25 protein-coding genes are annotated in these 18,429 nt (G+C 49.6%); 9 read left to right on the top strand and 16 right to left on the bottom strand.

Annotation, left to right across the window (positions count from 1 at the left end; genetic code table 11):
• Positions 1-3: 3 nt before the first annotated feature.
• The 8 genes from ACJY2G_RS20775 to ACJY2G_RS20740 are packed head-to-tail and all read right to left on the bottom strand — an operon-like array spanning position 4 to position 3,039.
• A complete protein-coding gene (locus tag ACJY2G_RS20775) occupies positions 4-381 on the bottom strand; it encodes a zinc-finger-containing protein (RefSeq protein WP_439292058.1) in 378 nt (125 codons plus the stop codon).
• Positions 382-383: 2 nt separating this feature from the next.
• Complete coding sequence (locus tag ACJY2G_RS20770; protein WP_439292057.1) at positions 384-518, bottom strand: hypothetical protein; 135 nt, start codon at positions 516-518, stop codon at positions 384-386.
• On the bottom strand, positions 508-954 hold the full coding sequence (locus ACJY2G_RS20765; protein WP_439292056.1) for a replication protein P: 447 nt from the start codon (positions 952-954) through the stop codon (positions 508-510). The genes ACJY2G_RS20770 and ACJY2G_RS20765 overlap by 11 nt, the downstream gene beginning before the upstream one ends.
• Positions 944-1,948 carry a hypothetical protein gene (locus tag ACJY2G_RS20760; protein WP_439292055.1) on the bottom strand — a complete coding sequence of 335 codons (1,005 nt, stop codon included), beginning with the start codon at positions 1,946-1,948 and terminating at the stop codon, positions 944-946. Before ACJY2G_RS20760 ends, ACJY2G_RS20765 begins: the two co-directional genes overlap by 11 nt.
• Before the next feature lie 2 nt (positions 1,949-1,950).
• Positions 1,951-2,118, bottom strand: a complete 168-nt coding sequence (locus tag ACJY2G_RS20755; protein ID WP_439292054.1) for a hypothetical protein — start codon at positions 2,116-2,118, stop codon at positions 1,951-1,953.
• Positions 2,115-2,351 carry a cell envelope biogenesis protein OmpA gene (locus tag ACJY2G_RS20750; RefSeq protein ID WP_439292053.1) on the bottom strand — a complete coding sequence of 79 codons (237 nt, stop codon included), beginning with the start codon at positions 2,349-2,351 and terminating at the stop codon, positions 2,115-2,117. Before ACJY2G_RS20750 ends, ACJY2G_RS20755 begins: the two co-directional genes overlap by 4 nt.
• A 15-nt stretch (positions 2,352-2,366) precedes the next feature.
• Positions 2,367-2,831, bottom strand: coding sequence for a toxin YdaT family protein (locus ACJY2G_RS20745; protein WP_439292052.1), 465 nt, complete (start codon positions 2,829-2,831; stop codon positions 2,367-2,369).
• A gap of 10 nt (positions 2,832-2,841) precedes the next feature.
• Entirely contained in the window at positions 2,842-3,039 is a 198-nt protein-coding gene (locus ACJY2G_RS20740) for a Cro/CI family transcriptional regulator (RefSeq protein ID WP_439292051.1), read from the bottom strand.
• Between the two features lie 81 nt (positions 3,040-3,120).
• On the opposite strand from ACJY2G_RS20740, the gene ACJY2G_RS20735 reads away from it, so the two are divergent.
• The 8 genes from ACJY2G_RS20735 (at position 3,121) to ACJY2G_RS20700 (ending at position 9,425) form a co-directional block, all read left to right on the top strand.
• Entirely contained in the window at positions 3,121-3,513 is a 393-nt protein-coding gene (locus tag ACJY2G_RS20735; RefSeq protein ID WP_439292050.1) for a helix-turn-helix domain-containing protein, read from the top strand.
• Positions 3,514-3,708: 195 nt separating this feature from the next.
• Positions 3,709-3,900, top strand: a complete 192-nt coding sequence (locus tag ACJY2G_RS20730) for a hypothetical protein (RefSeq protein WP_439292049.1) — start codon at positions 3,709-3,711, stop codon at positions 3,898-3,900.
• 399 nt (positions 3,901-4,299) lie between these two features.
• On the top strand, positions 4,300-4,596 hold the full coding sequence (locus ACJY2G_RS20725; protein ID WP_439292048.1) for a hypothetical protein: 297 nt from the start codon (positions 4,300-4,302) through the stop codon (positions 4,594-4,596).
• A 222-nt stretch (positions 4,597-4,818) separates the two neighbouring features.
• Positions 4,819-5,133 (top strand): hypothetical protein, encoded by a 315-nt coding sequence (locus ACJY2G_RS20720; protein WP_439292047.1) that lies wholly within the window; start codon positions 4,819-4,821, stop codon positions 5,131-5,133.
• A 3-nt stretch (positions 5,134-5,136) separates the two neighbouring features.
• Complete coding sequence (locus ACJY2G_RS20715) at positions 5,137-7,515, top strand: hypothetical protein (RefSeq protein WP_439292046.1); 2,379 nt, start codon at positions 5,137-5,139, stop codon at positions 7,513-7,515.
• A complete protein-coding gene (locus tag ACJY2G_RS20710) occupies positions 7,512-8,015 on the top strand; it encodes a siphovirus Gp157 family protein (RefSeq protein ID WP_439292045.1) in 504 nt (167 codons plus the stop codon). Before ACJY2G_RS20715 ends, ACJY2G_RS20710 begins: the two co-directional genes overlap by 4 nt.
• A 77-nt stretch (positions 8,016-8,092) precedes the next feature.
• Complete coding sequence (locus ACJY2G_RS20705; RefSeq protein WP_439292044.1) at positions 8,093-8,368, top strand: excisionase; 276 nt, start codon at positions 8,093-8,095, stop codon at positions 8,366-8,368.
• Positions 8,343-9,425, top strand: a complete 1,083-nt coding sequence (locus ACJY2G_RS20700; RefSeq protein WP_439292043.1) for a tyrosine-type recombinase/integrase — start codon at positions 8,343-8,345, stop codon at positions 9,423-9,425. Before ACJY2G_RS20705 ends, ACJY2G_RS20700 begins: the two co-directional genes overlap by 26 nt.
• A gap of 323 nt (positions 9,426-9,748) precedes the next feature.
• Here the strand turns inward: ACJY2G_RS20700 and ACJY2G_RS20695 are convergent, their stop codons facing one another.
• The 4 genes from ACJY2G_RS20695 to ftnA form a co-directional block, all read right to left on the bottom strand.
• The gene (locus ACJY2G_RS20695; RefSeq protein WP_232829845.1) at positions 9,749-10,087 is read right to left on the bottom strand and encodes a YebY family protein; all 339 of its coding nucleotides are present in this window, start codon (positions 10,085-10,087) and stop codon (positions 9,749-9,751) included.
• Between the two features lie 46 nt (positions 10,088-10,133).
• Positions 10,134-11,018 (bottom strand): copper homeostasis membrane protein CopD, encoded by an 885-nt coding sequence (gene copD / locus ACJY2G_RS20690; RefSeq protein WP_430319094.1) that lies wholly within the window; start codon positions 11,016-11,018, stop codon positions 10,134-10,136.
• 3 nt (positions 11,019-11,021) lie between these two features.
• Positions 11,022-11,408: a copper homeostasis periplasmic binding protein CopC gene (copC, locus tag ACJY2G_RS20685; protein ID WP_430319117.1), complete on the bottom strand. Its 387-nt coding sequence runs from the start codon at positions 11,406-11,408 to the stop codon at positions 11,022-11,024.
• Between the two features lie 139 nt (positions 11,409-11,547).
• Positions 11,548-12,054: a non-heme ferritin gene (gene ftnA, locus ACJY2G_RS20680; RefSeq protein WP_095921401.1), complete on the bottom strand. Its 507-nt coding sequence runs from the start codon at positions 12,052-12,054 to the stop codon at positions 11,548-11,550.
• Between the two features lie 405 nt (positions 12,055-12,459).
• Here ftnA and ACJY2G_RS20675 point away from each other — a divergent pair, with 405 nt between their 5' ends.
• The gene (locus ACJY2G_RS20675) at positions 12,460-12,690 is read left to right on the top strand and encodes a DNA polymerase III subunit theta (RefSeq protein WP_112291033.1); all 231 of its coding nucleotides are present in this window, start codon (positions 12,460-12,462) and stop codon (positions 12,688-12,690) included.
• An 18-nt stretch (positions 12,691-12,708) separates the two neighbouring features.
• Here ACJY2G_RS20675 and pip read toward each other — a convergent pair whose 3' ends face one another.
• The 4 genes from pip to dbpA form a co-directional block, all read right to left on the bottom strand.
• The gene (gene pip, locus ACJY2G_RS20670) at positions 12,709-13,665 is read right to left on the bottom strand and encodes a prolyl aminopeptidase (protein WP_112291035.1); all 957 of its coding nucleotides are present in this window, start codon (positions 13,663-13,665) and stop codon (positions 12,709-12,711) included.
• A gap of 558 nt (positions 13,666-14,223) precedes the next feature.
• Positions 14,224-16,263 carry a S9 family peptidase gene (locus ACJY2G_RS20665; protein WP_439292042.1) on the bottom strand — a complete coding sequence of 680 codons (2,040 nt, stop codon included), beginning with the start codon at positions 16,261-16,263 and terminating at the stop codon, positions 14,224-14,226.
• A gap of 123 nt (positions 16,264-16,386) precedes the next feature.
• Positions 16,387-16,752, bottom strand: coding sequence for a protein YebF (gene yebF / locus ACJY2G_RS20660; RefSeq protein WP_430319092.1), 366 nt, complete (start codon positions 16,750-16,752; stop codon positions 16,387-16,389).
• 198 nt (positions 16,753-16,950) lie between these two features.
• Positions 16,951-18,333, bottom strand: coding sequence for an ATP-dependent RNA helicase DbpA (gene dbpA / locus ACJY2G_RS20655; RefSeq protein WP_120160697.1), 1,383 nt, complete (start codon positions 18,331-18,333; stop codon positions 16,951-16,953).
• Positions 18,334-18,429: the final 96 nt, after the last annotated feature.

Below are 18,429 nucleotides of genomic sequence, written 5' to 3'. Positions count from 1 at the left end.
AATTTACTTAGATTTATTTCTGATTACTTCCCGTGCACGTTTACACATTTCAACGTCAAACATTCCGATGTGACACTCGCGGGCTTTAATGCTCAATTCATTTGCAAGCCAAGCGTAAGCCTCTGCTCGGCGCATGGTTCCGTTTTTCCATAGCGGATCAAAAACAGCATGGGTAAGCCGCTTTGAAGTTCTAAGCTCCCCATTTGCTAAGCGACCTAATGGCAAATTGTTACTATCGCGGTGGCAACCGACGTAAGCGCCACATGGGGTGCGCGCCCAAAATTTGAGCGATACCAGATCGCGACGGGATGGGTAAATCTCACGACCTGTCACAAGATCTGCGGGCTGGCAGCAATAATCGCAAAGCACTTCTCTTTGCATTTTCATTCCTCACTGTTGAATTTTAACTTCGCTAACATCTGGCGCCCGGCTGGTGCTTGCAGCAGCTGGCATTCCAGTTCTTCATCCAGCTCGACTGGCCTGCTGGCGTCATCGACTGGTTCAAACTCATTCGACATAACGTTTCCCTGCCGCCATCTGCATGGCCGGTGTCGGGCCCGCTGGCGTTTTGGGTGCGGCAATTTGTCGGCGGATGGGCGGTACCGAATAACCTGCGGCTAACTTCTTTTCCCAACGCGCAAGTTTCACCGCAGCCAGTTTGTCCATTTCAGGCTGAGTCAGTCGGCGCTCTACGCCTTCGCGGCGCATTTCGACGCAGATGTGATACAGAATCGGATTGCGCCACGGGAATTGTTCTGACGTGCCGTAGCGCCATAACTCGGACTTCCAGCGTTTGTATTCAGCGATAACATCGCGAACCGTAAGCCCGACCAGGCCGCCGCCGACCTCAGTGACCAGTGCGATAAATTCAGCGAAGTCTGGCGGCCACGTACTGCCAGCTTCACAACGCTCAATGCAGGCGTTACAGACTCGAGTGATCTGGTCACTCGTCATAATCCCGATCTGTTTCTCCCAGAGGTCCGAGGGACGATTGCCATTCTTGGCTATCCATCGGGTACTGTAGATTTTGATCATGAGCTCCCACAGGCGCCACGCTGGCGAGTCCGCGCTCTCTAGCCCATTGTTCGCGACCAGCTCGTAATTGCCGTTCTGCAATCGATTCGCCGCTGCTGCCGGCATTGCTTGCGATGTTTTTTGCATGGTTCAATCCCCCGGTGTTTACCTGCCAGTCGTTTTCAAAGGCACGCTCTTTGCCGTAAAACCGCTGTGCCTGCATCACGTATTCCGTACCAGCCTGACCGCGTATCTCGCAGTACTGCCGATATCGCCGCGTCCCTTCGAGCATCGCCTCCGCGCTCACCCCTTCCAGCTTTCGGGCTTTCCAGCATGAGTGAGCTTTGTTTTTCGGATTCCCACCTTCGCGCTTTGGGTACTCATGCCAGAGAGTTTCAAATTCTTCAGGGTAAGAACCCGACGCGTTCTTCTTCGTTGGGTGCTGTTTTTTTTCAGCGCCCGACAAAAGGGTTTTATCTTTTAGTTCTTTATCTTCTTCTTCCTCTAACTCTGGTAACGCATTCTGATACGCACCTGTAACGCCACTTGCGTTACATTCAGCGTTACTGTTGCGTTTCTTATCGCGCAATTTTGTAACACGACTATTTGTAAGTGCCCGTTTTTTCGATGTTTCTCCGTTGTGGCGTTCGTGATTTGGGAAAAATAGCCTCCCATCCATTTCTGCAAGCCAACCCACATCGATGAGTGCATTCGCAAAACCTGACACGCAAGTAACGCGATCAAGTACCGAACGTGTAACGCTCGCAGCGTTACCTTTTGCGTTACCGTCTATCGTTTGTTGGTCGGCCCATGCCCAGACACGGATCATCTTTCCGAGAACAGCATCAGGGTCGATATTCAAAATCTCAGCCATCTGAAAAATCTCCGGTTTATCCGGCGTGATGACCTCAATCTTTATCCAACTACTTGCCATGCTTACCAGCCTTGCCTTGCGGCAACTTGCTCAAATGCCCTGCATTGGCGCGCCATCTGCTTTTCGGCGCGCTCTTTGTTGATCTGGCGAACCAATACACGCATGAAGGGCTTTGTTACCGGCATATCGCCATATCGGAATTGCCCTTCTACGCAGCGTAAACATTTCATCGGCGCGCCCTCCCCTGATTACGTTTGATATCCGGCGCGCCCTTGATCCGCTTGGTGGATTTCAGGAACGTTTTTGCGTGTGCGATGCTGCTGATTACCGTCGCGTTAGTGCTATCGCAGTAGTGATCTGCGCCGCGCATTGCCAGTGTCATGGCTACGCCCTTCTCAATGCCTTCACGCACGAAATGCGCGTTAATTTGCTGCTCAATCTGTTCTCTTGAAAATTTGGCCATTGGTCATACCTCGCTTTAATGCAATAAACCGCGAACGCTGTGCTGTAGCGACGCGTATACCCTCTCCCAGGCTTCGCAATCAGAATCAAAATCGGAAAGTGGAGCGCGCAGAAGGACTGAACTGATCAGCTTCTGGTTGGCTTTCATCGCCAGCGTTGCCAGATATTCGACTGAGTTCCCGGCGATTAGGCTGGCGCGCAGTTCTGCGGGCAGCGCGGCAAGGATCGCCGGTAAGAGCTGTTCGACGTTTTGAACTGCGCGGGGACGGTCACTGTCCAGCCAGCGGAAAATCTGCTGCTTGTTGTTGTGGAGTGCGGCGTAATCGACGGTGCCGTCGACATGCTCAACGATTTGAAGAACAGGTGAATGCAGACCGAGATCGAAATACGCTTTCGTTATTTTTATTGCTACCTGGCTTTGTGAGACTTCACCTGCCCAGCTGCGCAGCGCGTCTCTGATGTGGTTGTGTTTGATTTCCATAAATCAGCTCTTAATGTTGAGACGAGTTATCTTTGCTGTACAAATCCATGTCGTAACGGAGAACGCCGCCTGAAGCTAACTCGAGGCGGCGAGCACGGCGTTCTGGAATTAATTCCTTCCAAGCAGATACAGAAGGTGGCTTCACGCCCGCGGCTTTGGCAACGGCAGAGGCGCTCCCAAAAAACTTAATTGCATCTTTTTTAAACATTGCTGAACCCCTTTGTTAGATTTAGTTAACAAATTATGCGTTCAAGATATTTAAGTCAAGAAAATTTAGAATTATCTAACTATGCAAACACTCGGTGACCGCATTAAATCGCGGCGTAAAGACATGAAATACACTCAACGCAGCCTTGCTCAGGTTGTGGGGGTATCGCATGTCACAATTTCGCAGTGGGAAAGCGGGGATAGCACACCAGGTGGTAAGAATTTATTTACCCTTGCAGAAGCTTTACGTTGCACACCAACTTGGATCTTGTTTGGCGACAAGGACCAAACCCCGGAACAAGCAGAAAAACCAAACCCTCCTCTTAGTGAAATTGAAAAAGAACTTCTGAAGCTCTTCAATTCCCTGCCTGAATCAGAAAAAGATCAGCACATGACCAATCTTCGTTTCAAGGTTGAAGGTCTGAATAAGCTTTTTAATGAGCTACTTGAAGCCAGAAAAAATAATCAAATTTAAACCACTTTAAAAACAACTGGTTATATTTCTCACGCACTTTTTGTTAGATTTATTTAACTAAACATCTTGCCACGCCTGTTAGCTTAAGTTAACTTAACGCCATCGACGGCACAGCAGCCTCGGGGTAACAGTTCTGACGGCGGGAAAGAACGCGAGGTATGACCAATGGCGATTTCACTTAATGGGGATGCAAGGATGTCTAAATTAATTAAAGCCACAGTTCGCAAGTCTGGAAACATTGTTTACGTTGGCCGTATTCAGATGGTTCGCGTTTACAAAGAAGAATGGCCAGCCGGTAAAACCTTTTCCTTCTCAAACGGCAACCCTCCGGCGCAGTTAAATACTCGTCAGCGTTACATGCGCATTGCGCAGCTTTCCGTTCAGTGAGTTTACCGCTGCCCTGCATGTCAGGGCGCAACGTAAAGGGCTCTGGCCACGCCGGATCTGGCCGCAACTCATAATGGGTTGCGCGAATAAATTACCAGCTATGGAATCCCAGTGCTCTTTACGTTGTGGTGGTAAGTGGTTGAATGGGTTTTGCCTCGTGAAAGAACGGTCGTAAAAACGACGCCGGAGCGTAACCGGCAAAAACCCACCACAACACTTTTCTTTAAGCAGGTTTTAGAACGGCGTGAATTGCAGCGTTAAAAAGCGCAACTGTGAAGATCAGCGCCACGGCGCGCCGCCCTAAAGCCTACTTATATTAAGTGGACTTTTAATTCAGATATAACGCGTTTAAATATGCGGGTATTTAATTAATCGAATCTAACTATCGAGGTATGACCAATGATTATCGAAGCACATATTACCGTAACGGAAATTTTCAATGGCATTAGAGTTCTTTCTACAAAAGAAAAAGTTATTGGGTATTTAATTGAGGCTTTTTCTAAAGAAGATGCTCCATCTATCGTAACGGCTGATGGTAAAACTCTTGGTGAATATTGTTGTGAAGAACATGCAGTCAAAGCGGCATTTTCGCATGCTCATGGTTTGCCTGAGGAACGAACTTTTGAACGCAGTACACGATTCTCAATTGCTGATTTGTTGCTGGCATCGTTACTAAGAAGCATGGCGCGGCATTAATTTGTAGGCCGGTATATCCGGCCGTATTGAGATGAGCCCTACCAACGCCCCGAAAGTAGGGCTCATCCCAATACAGACGTAAAAAAGCCCGCACGTGGCGGGCCATTCTACCGGCTTAACGTCCCAGCGACGGCGAGTTCGGCGACCAAACCGAACTCAGCGAGGTATGACCAATGGCTTCCACCACTGGACGCCGTGATTATAGTGCGTAACGAGGTGATTATGCAAACGGAGCTACCTGAAACGGTAACTGAAAAGGTATACATCTATGCCAAAAAAGATTTGTGGGATGATAAGTATAAGATTCATCTAATGATCGGAGATATTACCGATCTGCTAGAGGGTTATATTCTTTTGGGTACCAAAGATATAACAGTAAGCATCCCAAGGGTTGATTTAATTAATGGCGCACTATCTTACTTAAATAAAAAGAAAGGTGAGTTACTTGCCAGTAATGAATTAGCCGTTGGTGATATCGACAAAGAAATTAAATCTTTACTCCAAGGTGTTCAAGCTAATAACGAAGCGAGGAAATGACCAATGCCATTCTATGTATGTGCCTTTTATCCAAAGAAATCAGCTGCCACAAATGGCGCTGTCCCCATTGCAACTTGCATTGATTCAAAAAATGCAAAAATTGCAGAAATGAAAGCAACCATGTTGCTGGAGGAATCATTCTCTGATGGCAGTGATAACTTTTTCAAACCCAAAATCTGCGAACTGACCGCCGACATCAACGGGCGCCCTTCTGTTGATGAGTTTGATAACACCTGGCTTGAATGCAACATCTGGAACGATGAAGCGAAGACTTTCGATCACGTTCCCACGGCCCCGAAGGATGAGTTATCCGATCCCCTGGCCAGCGCGCGCGTTATTTTCGACCTGCCAATACACGAACGAATTGCTTATGTGCTGATGTACGGCGCAGAGCCTGCCGAACTGGACGCAGAGCAGCTATCTAATGCAATCGATATTTTGGCGGATGACGAAGCGCCAGATGAAACCCGCGCAATTATCGATGGTCTGGCCGTGGTTCCTGCCATAAAGGCTATGTATCCGGAAAAAGTGGTGACACTGATCGATACTATGCGCGCGCAGCTTCCTCCATTCGATAACGCTGATGATGTGAAAAAGTTTGCTGAGAAATGGGTAGCTAAACCTGACGAGCGTGAACCGGTTAAAACAAATGCTGACCTGCCACGCACCTATGACACGTTGAATTTGGAAGTTGCCCTGCATGTGATGGGTATCAATCCTGATGAAGCAAAAGCCGCTGACATTCGGAGCGCAAAAGAAATCCAACAAAACCGTGACCCTGCATGGCGCGGCTGGGTAACCTCATTACGTGTAGTGCCGGGGATCCTGAATATTCCCCGTGGCGAACTGTGGGCGTTAATGGCCGATGGACACAAAGATTTGAAACTCATTCGGGATGCCGATGCTCGCCGGGATTACGTCAGCAGTAAGCTTCATGGTCACCCGTTGTTACCTGACTACCAGCCGGAAGCCGCAAAAGTTCAGAATCTGGGCGGAGGCGTGTTCTCTGTTGAAGGCTTAGTCGGTAACGGGGCCTCAAGTGAGGGCGAAGAAACGGAAGTAAGTGAAGATAAACCTACCGAGTTGCAGATTCATATCCGGGATCTGGTTACCGGGAAAACCAACGTCGCATCAGCTGATGACATGGCGAAGCTGCTGACAGAGAAAAAACTCGGCGCGCGATTCCTTGTTAAACAGCTTGCTGAAGATTTCGAAATCTCCTGTAACGCAGCCAGCTACCTCAGGGCTGATGAAATCCACCACCTGACGCTCGATGTTGTTGAGTCATGGATCCCTGACATGGCTGATCGGGTCAAATTCATAGCCGAGCGAGTAGATTTCTACATCACTGACCGCACTAACCAAAGTAAATCTGAAAAATCCCAGATCAAAACAAAGCCGGCCGAAACCGCAAAAAACTCACCGGAAACTGAAACAGATCAGGAGAAATCCGTACTTGAAACGGTTAAACCTTCATTACCTGAAAATACTGGGGACGATGCACAAGATGATTTCAAACAGCGCGCCGCTGCATTGGAAAAGGGTCTCTCAGAGAAATCAGAAGAAGAGCTGGAAAACCTGCATATCTGGAAACAAGTCCAGAGTACCGACCCGCGCTATACGAAACCGCTTGAAGGTGCCGGTTTCACAGGCACCAGTATTAATGCGGAATACATGTTCATGCGCGCAACGGAGATCTTCGGACCTGTTGGTACCGGATGGGGCTATGAGATTGTTGAAGATCGCATGATTAACGGCGCGCCTCTCTCCGATGCCATTTACGAGAACAATAAGTTCGTCAGGAGCGTTCTGCTGCGTGATGCCGATGGCACACTCCTTTTTGAACAGAACCATATTTTACGTATCAAGTTCTGGTACACGATTGAGTGTGATGTCCGCGGCGAGCTGGAAGCTTACGGATCCACCCCTTACTTGTACAAGACAAACAATAAAGGGATTAAGACCGATGGAGAGGCACATAAAAAGAGCCTGACGGATGCCATTAAAAAAGCGCTATCTATGCTCGGTTTCTCTGCTGATGTTTGGCTGGGCTGGCACGATATGCCTGAATACCTGGCTGATAACGCGATTGAGCACAGCATCAAAAATGCCAGCGATAAGGCTGAAGATACGGTACGCGTACGTAAAGAACTGGATGAGAAATTTACTGCCAACACCGAAACAATGCGTACGGCAGTCACAGCCAACGAAGTGACCAAAATTGCCTCGTCCCTCACGCGAACAATTGGCGTTCACATCAAAAGCGCCAAAGGGATTAACGATACTGAATATGTCCGTTATCTCGAAAGCCGCTTGAAACGTCTGGAAGAAATCAAAACCGAGTGCCTGAACAAATTCATTGATAAAGGGGAAGCAGCATGAGCACACGCACCATCGATTTAGCCGTTGAAATGAAAAAGCTTCAGGCGCTGGCAGAAGGTGGCGAACTGACTCCGGAAATGATCGCGGACACCCTTGAAGGGTTGGAGGGCATGCTGGGTGACAAATTGGACGCAACAATGGCTGTCGTTCGTGGATTCCTGGGTAACGTTGAAACATGCGACGCGGAAGCCAAACGTCTAGCTGAACGTAAAAAGATGTGGGCCAATCAGGCTGAACTGCTCAAGAAATACATTCTTGATTGCATGATCACCGCGGGCAGTGACAGCGTTAAAACGGCCACCAACACCTTTAGTGCGCGCAAAGGATCACTGCGTCTGGTTGTGGATGATGAAGAGTCACTGCCTGACGATTTTGTTGAGTCGTACACCCAGATCGTAAACAAGGTGAAAAGTGACGAGCTGAAAAAAGCCCTTCAGGCCGGAACCGAGATTAAAGGGGCTCACCTTGAAACCGGTCCCCGCTCTCTTGCCGTCCGCTGATATTGATTTCTGAAAATCAAAACTGTACCGGTCAGCATGCCAATATGTTGACCGGTCAACCTAATGAGGTATGACCAATGGCTAAGTTTCTGACCTTAGAAGAATGGAGCGATGCAAATTACGAAAGCAATAAGCCATCAATCCAGACTCTGTGGCGCTGGGCGCGCGATGGATATATCTATCCGGCCCCGGAAAAGCACGGGCGCCAGTACCGCGTGAAACCAAACGCCATCTACATCAATCCAAAAGATGTGAGGCTCGGCAAAAAAATTAAAGATGCGCAAAGCAGCTCCCCGGCGCGCAGCGCGTTCATGGAGAAAGTAATCAATGACGCGGCGAAGCACAAAGTATGACGCAAACCTCCCGAAGAATCTGACGTACCGCCGCCGCTATAAGTCATATTATTGGCGTAATCCGCTAACCAAGAAAGAATTCTCTCTCGGCCAGATCTCGCGCAGGGATGCGATTTCTCAAGCCATAGAGGCAAATAATTTCATCGAACAAAGCTTTTCCCCCGTCGCCCTTCTGGAACGATTAAAGGGCACCAATGAGTACACGATGAAATCTTGGCTGGAGCGTTACGACGTGTTGTTCAAGCGGCGAAAGTTGGCCGAAAACACATACAAGGTGCGGAAAGGTCAGATTGCAATTATCGAAGAGAAAATGGGGGAAATGGTGTTAGGGAAAATCACGACGCGGCATATCGCTGACTTTCTCGAAATCTGGGTAGCTCAGGACAAAAAAACCATGGCGGCCACAATGCGGTCGGTGCTGTCAGATATTTTCAGAGAGGCAATAGTCGAAGGGCATATTGAGCAGAATCCAGTAGCGTCAACGCGTGCCGCCAAGCCGGTGGTAAGGCGTGAACGGTTAGAGTTAGAGCAATACCTCGCAATAAGACAGAGTGCAAATTTACTGCCCGCATGGTTTGGCCTCTCGATGGATCTGGCACTCATAACCGGCCAGCGCCGGGAGGATATTGCGCTGATGCGCTTTGACCAGGTTGTTGATGGGCGGCTACTCATAGACCAAGGGAAAACCGGTGCGATGATCTCCCTTCCTCTGGATCTTGAACTGCGGAGTGTTGGTTTGCGGTTAGGTACAGTGATCGACCGTTGCCGACTGGCAAGCAGCACGGATTTCATGATCAGCGCAGGGAAAAGGAAAAACAGTCCGGATGGATCGCTTCACCCCGACGGGCTAACGAAAAAATTTGTGACAGCGCGTAGTTCTGCAGGAATTGAGTTCGAAGATAGCCCACCGACTTTTCATGAGATCCGGAGCCTGGCGGGAAGGTTATACGAGAAGGAGAAAGGTAAAGAGTTTGCGAGGAAATTACTGGGGCATAAATCGGAGAAAATGACGGACAAATACCTCGATACGAGGGGCAAGGAGTATGCGATGCTGTAAAAGACCGAATACAGGATTTCGTGTAATTTTCGTGTATTTTCGTTTTTACTCAAAATAATACTTATAGATCAATAAGATAAAAAAAGACCGAATACGATTCCTATATTCGGTCTAGGGAAATGGCTCTTGGGAGAGAGCCGTGCGCTAAAAGTTGGCATTAATGCAGGCGGTTAAGCCGTACAACTTAAAGAATAGACGACAGATGACTAATTTCCACTCAGTTTGAAACATAGTGATAATAACAATGAGGCATTATTTTCATTGTGTGACAACATACGCAAAACATGGGATTAACATCAGCCATTTACCCGCAGCACGGCGCTTCAGCAGAGCGATTCAGCTTTGGCGATAAAAGGTGCAAGACTCATTTTTTGTCCGGGATTCTGCGGGTCATCCAGCCAGATTTTCTCCAGGGGCACCGCCTGAACCTGATGGTTTTTAACCTGCTCTTTTGCCACGTCATTCAGAGGATATTGCGCCAGCGTACTGTCGTTAATCACATACAGCGCATTGCCCGGGCGGCATTGCAGCATGACTTCTTCACGGGTGAAGGCCCAGTCCTTACCGTATTGCAGACGGCTGATGGTCTCCAGTTGCGGTGCGGCAAAACTGCTGGCAGATAAGGTCAGCAGCACGCAGGCTAGCAGTGTTTTCCTCATGATTTTTCCTCGATGATATTAAATTCTTTGTAATCTTCAGATGACCGTTTCAGCGCGGGGCAAGTGTCGCGAACCAACTCACCAGCAATATAACGCTAAGCGCCAGCCCCCATTCAAGCCAGGTCATGGTGATAAAACGGCTCTGCGCCCTCTTCGGGTCTTTACCCATAAGGGGCACCAGCCGGTAACGGTTATAGACAGCCACTGCCGCCATCATCGCGACCAGTATCACTTTGACCACCAGCAGGCACTGATAAAGCGATGTCATATCGGTGGGCCAGCGCTGCAAAACAATGGCGGTATTGATGACACCGGTGATGATCACCAGCGAGACCGCGGCATGTCCCCAGACAGAAAAACGGATAAGCGTCACAATCGCGTAAGGTCTTGCCGAAGGCTCGCGGGTATACAACATGCAGGTGAGTAAAGGCAGTAGTGACCCGAACCAATAGGCTGCGCTGAGCAAATGCACCACGTGGTTAGTCCGCTGTGCCAGTCCCAGTAAGCCCTGATGCATGGCGGCATGGCCAATCAAAGCCTGAGTGACTAGTAAACCCAGCGAGCACAGAAACAGCAGGACATGACGTCCGGGCATCCACTCCATTAACAGAACCAGTAACAGCACAGCGGTCAGTAATAAGTGCCAGCTCCAGACTTCGCCAAATGCGGTGGTTAATACCAGTATCCACACGTTAATGTTGAGGATATCGTCCCAGCCATTGCCCATCAGCGCTGCCTGAATAGCCAGCATTCCGACAGAAGTGACTGCTGCAAGCAGCCCGGACCAAACCATCAGCGTCTGATTTTTACGCTGTAAAATGGCTGAAAATCCGCCAGGCGCCAGCAATGAGCAAAATACGCTCAGTCCGAAGATTTGCATTAATGACACAAAATGCACGAACCGGCACAGGACGAAAAGTGCTGTAAGGCTCATGGCTTATTTAACAGTGAAACTGTACTGACCGTTTGTTTTATGACCATCAACGGAAACCACATTCCACGTCACGACATATTTCCCGGCGGCAAGCGCATCGGTAAGGGGCAGCACGACCTGCGTATTATCGTTCGCAGCCAGGGTCATTTTCCCGGTTTTCATCGTTTTCTGGCTGGCATCTTTCAGGGAAATTTTACTGAAATTTGGCTCGATACCTTCACTGAAACCCAGCGATAATTCGGTCGGACTGGCTGTAAGAACCGCATCCGCCGCCGGAGTTTCCGTTTTGAGGTGAGCATGAGCAGAAGCCTGCTGTGAGATAAATCCGCTCAGCAAAACGGCTGAGACTGCCAGGGCACGGCAAAGAGAAGTGGTTTTATTGAACACGATAATTTCCTTGGCTTGCTTGATGATGAATTTATAACGCCGACACTTTAGCGCAAACGCGCTTAAAACGTTTGTCATAAAAACATAAAAAACGCAGAGGCCGAAGCACTCTGCGTTGTTTGCAAGCTCACACAACTGAAAATTAACCAGCCGGAGCTTGGGCCACCATATTTTTGAGATCTTTATCCACGAAGAACAAACCGTTGCCGGTATTGCTTACCAGTGCCAGTTTATCCAGAACAGATTTGAACAACGTTTCTTCTTCATGCTGCTCTGCAACGTACCATTGCAGGAAGTTGAAGGAAGAATAATCTTTCAGCGTCATGGACAAATCTGCCAGTTCGTTGATTTTCTGAGTGATCAGTTGTTCGTGTTCGTAAGTCTGCTTGAACAAATCGGTCAGCGATTCGAAAGACACCGGCGGAGCAGCAATGGCGCCCAGCAGTGGCAGAGCACCTGTATCGCTGACGTATTTGAACAGACGATGCATGTGATCCATTTCTTCCATTGAATGCTGTTTCAGGAATGCGGCAGCACCTTCGTAGCCTTTATCGCTGCACCATGCACTCATCTGCAAATATAAATTGGCAGAATAAAACTCGAGGTTCAGCTGTTCGTTAAGCTGATCAATCATTTCTTTTTTAAGCATGGTACGGCTCCGGATTTAAATTACGGCAGGTGGGCTGAATTATTTACCCGCATTATGCCCGCATCAACACAAAATAAAAACACCCGATTCACATTAATATTCACCGAAATAACAAATATATTTAAGGCAATGATTTATATGAGTATTTTATTCCCATAAATATACAACAATGATAATCATTAACATATAGATGAATATTAAAAAGAATCATTCTTATTCAGGATATTAATTAGCGAGTTCTTATTGAAGTTAATTATCACTTCAGATTTGTGAATGGTTCTTATTTACTCTTAATATTAACCTGCCAATTCTCTTCTTAGGGATAGTGTAAAAGTAAAATCACAACATTCACGATGGCGTCTGCCTCGGGTACAATGAGGCAAAACGGATCACCAGGAAGCAGCAATGAGTATCAATCTGGCTGAAATCAGCAAAGACGAAATGGATCGCATTAACGTCGATCTTGCCGCCTCAGCGGTGGCTTTCAAAGAACGCTACAACATGCCGGTTGTCGCGGAGATAGCAGAACGCGAGCAGCCTGCGCATTTGCGCACTTATTTTCGTGAACGGGTGATGTTTTATCGCGGGGAATCACATAAGTTCTCCCGCTTACCTTACGAGCCTAAACAAAAGTAAGCGGGAAAGCAGGAAACGTTAGCGCCGGGCGGCGAAACGCTGGTTGGTGCGGATTAACTGATCGAGAATGCCCGGCTCATCAAAAGAATGCCCTGCACCTTCGATAATGTGCAATTCTGCTTCCGGCCAGGCCTGCGCCAGATCCCAGGCGTTTTGCACCTGACAGGCCATATCGTAGCGGCCGTGAACAATCACTGCCGGAATATGGCGGATGCGTTCCACATTTTTCAGCAACTGGTCATCAGTTTCTAAAAAGCCCATATACGTGAAGTAGTGATTTTCAATGCGGGCAAAAGCCAGCGCGAAATTATCTTCGCCAAACGATGCCGCTCCTTCCGCTGGCATCAACGTCACGGTCTCCCCTTCCCACAAACTCCAGATCTTAGCCGCTTCAAGCTGAACGGCGCGGTCATCGGAGGTCAGACGGGCGCGATAGGAAGCAATTACGTCTTTGCGTTCTTCCTCAGACAGGATCGACAAAATACGCTGCCATTTCTCAGGGAAGAAACGGGAGGCGCCGTCCTGGTAATACCAGGTCAGTTCCTGTTTGCGCAGAGTGAAAATGCCCCGCAGTACCATCTCGCTGACGTGCTCAGGGTGAGTCTGGGCGTATGCCAGCGCCAGCGTCGAGCCCCACGAACCACCAAATACCAGCCATTTATCGACACCGGCCATTTTGCGCAAACGTTCAATATCATCGACCAGATGCCAGGTTGTATTATTGTCGAGACTGGCGTGAGGTTTAGAGCGTCCGCAGCCACGCTGGTCAAACAGCATGACGTCATAATCTTTAGGATCGAACAACTGACGGTGAACCGATGAACAGCCACCGCCAGGCCCGCCATGAAGAAATACTGCCGGTTTGCCCGCCGGGTTTCCGCTGCGCTCCCAGTAAATCTGGTGACCATCGCCCGTATCAAGCATGCCACTGGCATAGGCTTCCAGCGGTGGATACAACCCTTTTAATTTAGGCATGACATTTCCTGTTCTATTCGGCCAGTATATTGATAAATGTGCTTACATCTTAATAACAGCGCATTGGCCCACTTACAACAAGTGGTTATCTCCAAAAACCGTTGTTTTGTATGCCGTTCGCATACTTATCGCGCAATTTGATTGCATCACATGCCAGCTGATGAAATATCACTCCTCTGTAAAGTATTGTGGGAAACGCGAAGGTGCTTGCAACTGACCCGAATTAAGCAGTAAATAGGTGAGCAACCCAATCCACCCGCTTTAAGAGAGGCAATTATGAGTAAAGGAATGGATAGCAAAAAGAATGCGAAGAAAAAACCATTGAAAACACCGGCCGAAAAAAAGGCTGATAAAAAAGCCAAGAAAGCTTCTGCTTAACAATGTACTTCGTAGATCAAACCCGCCGAGAGCGGGTTTTTTTATGTCCCCGTCATACTTCAAATTGCAGGTGCGTTGGCTGCGTTTACTCACCCGAATCACTGCCCTATGTCAGCTCATCGGGATTCGCTCAGTTGCCGCCTGCCTGCCATTCGAATTATTTAGGGGAAAGCCTGATACTCAGTTTTTCGTCGCCAGCGACAGTACAAAAGCGTATTCCAGCGCGATATCTTCATAGGCTTTAAAGCGGCCGGATTTACCACCGTGCCCGGAATCCATATCGGTGTGCATCAGCAACTGGTTATCATCGGTTTTAAGCTCGCGTAATTTCGCCACCCATTTTGCCGGCTCCCAGTATTGCACCTGCGAATCATGTAAACCGGTGGTGACCAGCATATGCGGATAGGCCTGCGCGCGGACCTGATCGTACGGGCTGTATTGCAGCATATAGTCATAACTGGCTTTGTCGTTCGGATTGCCCCACTCGTCGTATTCACCGGTTGTCAGCGGAATCGACTCATCGAGCATAGTTGTCACGACATCAACGAACGGAACCTGCGCCACGATGCCGTGATACAACTCCGGCGCCTGATTAATGATTGCGCCCATCAGTAAGCCGCCCGCACTCCCTCCCATCGCATACACCTGTCCGGCATCGCCGTAGCCTTCAGCCACCAGCTCTTTGGTCACATCGATGAAATCATGGAAAGTGTTGAGTTTATTGAACAGCTTACCGTCGTCGTACCATTGCTGCCCCAGCTCTGCCCCGCCGCGAATATGCGCCAGTGCAAAAACAAAACCGCGATCCAGCAAGCTCAGGCGACTGCCGCTGAATGCCGGATCCATGCTGCTGCCATAAGAACCGTAGCCGTACACCAGCAACGGATTTTCATTCGGCTTAAACAACTCACGACGATACACCAGCGACACCGGCACTTTCACACCATCGCGCGCCGTAACCCAGACACGTTCGCTGCGATAATTGTCTGCATCGAAATCTTTTACTTCCTGCTGTTTAAGCAAGGTACGTTCATGCGTATCGAGATCCAGTTCAAACAACGAGCTCGGCATAGTCATCGAGGAATAGCCATAACGCAGTAAGGACGTATCCGGTTCCGGATTGTATGCCAGCCAGGTGGTATACGTCGGATCGTCGAACGCCAGTGATTTTTCCTCACCGGATTTCCAGTGGATCTGACGCAACTGCGTGAGCCCCTGATGACGCTCTTCCACCACCAGCCAGTCACGGAACAGACTGAAGCCTTCCAGCATCACTTCAATGCGCGGTGCAATCAGCGTCTGCCAGTTGGCTTCCACGCCATCTCCACTCTTATAAAGTCCGAAGTTTTTGCCGTCTTTATTGGAACGGATGTAGAAATGCCCAAGGTAATGATCGAGGGCGTATTCATGATCTTTACGACGTGAAAGAAATACCTGCGGTTTGGCCTGCGGATCATCGGCATCCAGCAGCAGGATCTCGGAAGTCGTGGTGCTGTCGAGGTGGATCAGAATGTATTTTTCAGACGTGGTTTTATCCAGTCCGACGTAAAACGTGTCGTCTTTTTCTTCGTACACCAGCTTGTCGGTTTTCGGATCCGTGCCGACCACGTGGCGATAAACCTGATACGGCAGCAACGTTTTCTTGTGTTTGCGCACGTAATACAGCGTCTGAGAATCGTTAGCCCATTCGCTGCTGCCGGAGGTGTTTTTTAACAGATCGTCTGTCCAGGTTTCGTCATCGAGTTTTTTGATACGGATATCGTACTGACGGCGGGAAAGAAAATCTTCCGCCACGGCCATGAGTCGATTATCAGGACTGATATCCAGACCACCCAGCGTGTAAAACTCACTGTCTTTGGCGCGCTCATTGCCATCAATCAGTGTACTCCAGTTTTCTTGTCCGGCGGCAGGCTGGCGCAGATAGATGGCGTATTCGTTGCCCGGCTCATAACGGGTCTGATAGCGATAACCGTGTTTCACGTAAGGAACAGAATGATCCTGCTGCGCAATTCGCGCCACCATTTCGCCGTACAGCGTTTCACGCAATGCCTGCTGTGGCTGCATGGCCTGTTCAGTAAATTCATTTTCAGCCGTGAGATAGGCCAGAACCTGAGGATCGGCGCGGTCATCGTCACGCAGCCAGTAATAATTATCGACACGGTCATCACCGTGAATACTCAGGGTTTGCGGGCGTTTTTCAGCCTTTGGAGGTGTCATCATCTCGGGATCTCTTTGTCCTCTTTGCGGTGTGACAAGAGTGACAGGTTTAGACAGGGAAACCAAGAGACGTCAATGCGGGGGAAATAATGCGTCCGCTAAGGAGTTAACGGACGCAGTCGGTGCTTATAACGGCGCGCTGTAGCTGATTTCGCCAATCTGACAGTTGAGGGTCACCTGATAGGTTTTATCGGTGTGATCACCACGCACTTTCAGCGGGATATCCCATTTCGCATTACTGCCGCTGATACTGTCGGTCACCACCCACGCGACCGGCGTGGAAGTGCCGAGCACTTTTTTATCCGCATCCCAGCGCGGAATACGATTTTGCAGGAAATCACGTTTTACCAGCGCGGCCACGTCATCTTTGGTGGCCGTGGCGCACGGTGTCACCGTTGCCGTTCTCACTTCGGGTTCATCAGCCTGTGCGACCTGGCTCAGGCTGCTCATTCCTGCAACGGCCATCACAACGCCCAAGATTAACTTTTTCATCGTTCGTCTTCCCAGTCTTTGTCGTTCATCCAGTTGACCTTGCCGGAGCCGTGGACCTTAAAAATAATAGCCCTACCAATTGCAAGGTCATCGCTTGCGTTAGATAATATAATCCTCAACAAGGCAATAACACAACATTAACAACATGACGTTCGATTCAAAGATAAGCCGGTAGCGAAAAGTTATCAGCGCAAACCTTTATCGTAAAATGATGGCCTTACAGTTTTTGCCTTTGATTTTCCCTTCCTGCAAACGCTGCAATGCTTTCTTCGCGCTTTTCTGGCGGATCGCCACATAGGCGTGAACCGGGAACATATCGATTTTACCGACTTCAGCAGCGGTCAGCCCAGCATCGCCGGTCAGCGCACCGAGAATGTCGCCGGGACGGATTTTGGCTTTGCGGCCGCCATCAATACACAATGTCGCCATTTCAGGATCCAGCGCCACCGGCGTTGCGGCCAGCGCCTGAGCAGCAGGCTGCCAGGTGAAACGCTGACGGGTATAATCTTCCAGCGCGGTCACACGCGGCATTTCCTGCGGCGTCACCAGGCTGACGGCCAGACCGCTCGTTCCTGCACGGCCGGTACGCCCCACGCGGTGAACGTGAACTTCCGGATCGAAAGACAGCTCGTAGTTGATCACCAGTCCCAGCTGTTTAATGTCCAGCCCGCGCGCGGCCACGTCTGTCGCTACCAGCACACGGCAACTGCCGTTGGAGAAACGTACCAGCACGCGATCGCGATCACGCTGTTCAAGGTCGCCATTCAGCGCCAGCGCGCTGATGCCTTTCGCTTTCAGGTCATCACAAACATCCTGACAGTCACGCTTGGTATTACAGAACACCACGCAGGACGTTGGCTGATACTGATACAGCACCGCAGCCAGCAGGGATAAACGCTGTTGCTTACCGGCTTCAATGAAGATTTGCTGAATATCGGCAATGTCATCTTCACCTTCGATTTCAACCTTCAGCGGCTGACGCTGGAATTTGGAACTGATGCGCTCAATGCCGTCCGGATAGGTCGCGGAGAACAGCAACGTCTGGCGGTCCTGCGGCGTATAGCTGACGACATCCTCGATATCTTCACTAAAGCCCATGTCCAGCATGCGGTCAGCTTCATCCAGCACCAGCACTTTCAGCTCGTCGAGCTTGAGCGTGCCTTTACGCAGGTGTTCCTGAATACGGCCCGGCGTACCCACCACAATGTGCGGCGGATGGACCAGGGATTCGAGCTGGGGCCCGATCGCCTGGCCGCCACACAGGGTCAGAATTTTGATGTTCTGGGTAAATCGCGCCAGACGACGTAACTCTTTACTGACCTGATCGGCCAGTTCACGAGTCGGACACAGCACCAGCGCCTGAGCAACAAACTGTGAAACGGTAATGCTGTTCAGCAAACCAATACCAAAGGCGGCCGTTTTACCGCTGCCGGTTTTGGCTTTAGCGCGAACGTCCTGACCTTGCAGAATGGCAGGCAAAGAGGCTTCCTGAATCGGGGTCATTTCGGTGTAACCCAGTTCATTCAGGTTGGAAAGTTGCTCAGCGGGCAATGTCAGGGCAGAAAAGGAATGCGTGCTCAAGGCGATAACTCTTTATGTGAGGCAAAAATCGGGGCAGCGGCAGGAAGCCTGACGCCATGGTTTGGCTAAATGATAACAGAGACGCTCACCGGCTGC

The organism is Rahnella sp. ATs2 (assembly GCF_051851855.1).
Classification (GTDB): domain Bacteria; phylum Pseudomonadota; class Gammaproteobacteria; order Enterobacterales; family Enterobacteriaceae; genus Rahnella; species Rahnella variigena.
Note: the sequence above shows the minus strand (reverse complement) of the source record. Positions and strands in the feature narration are given on the sequence as shown.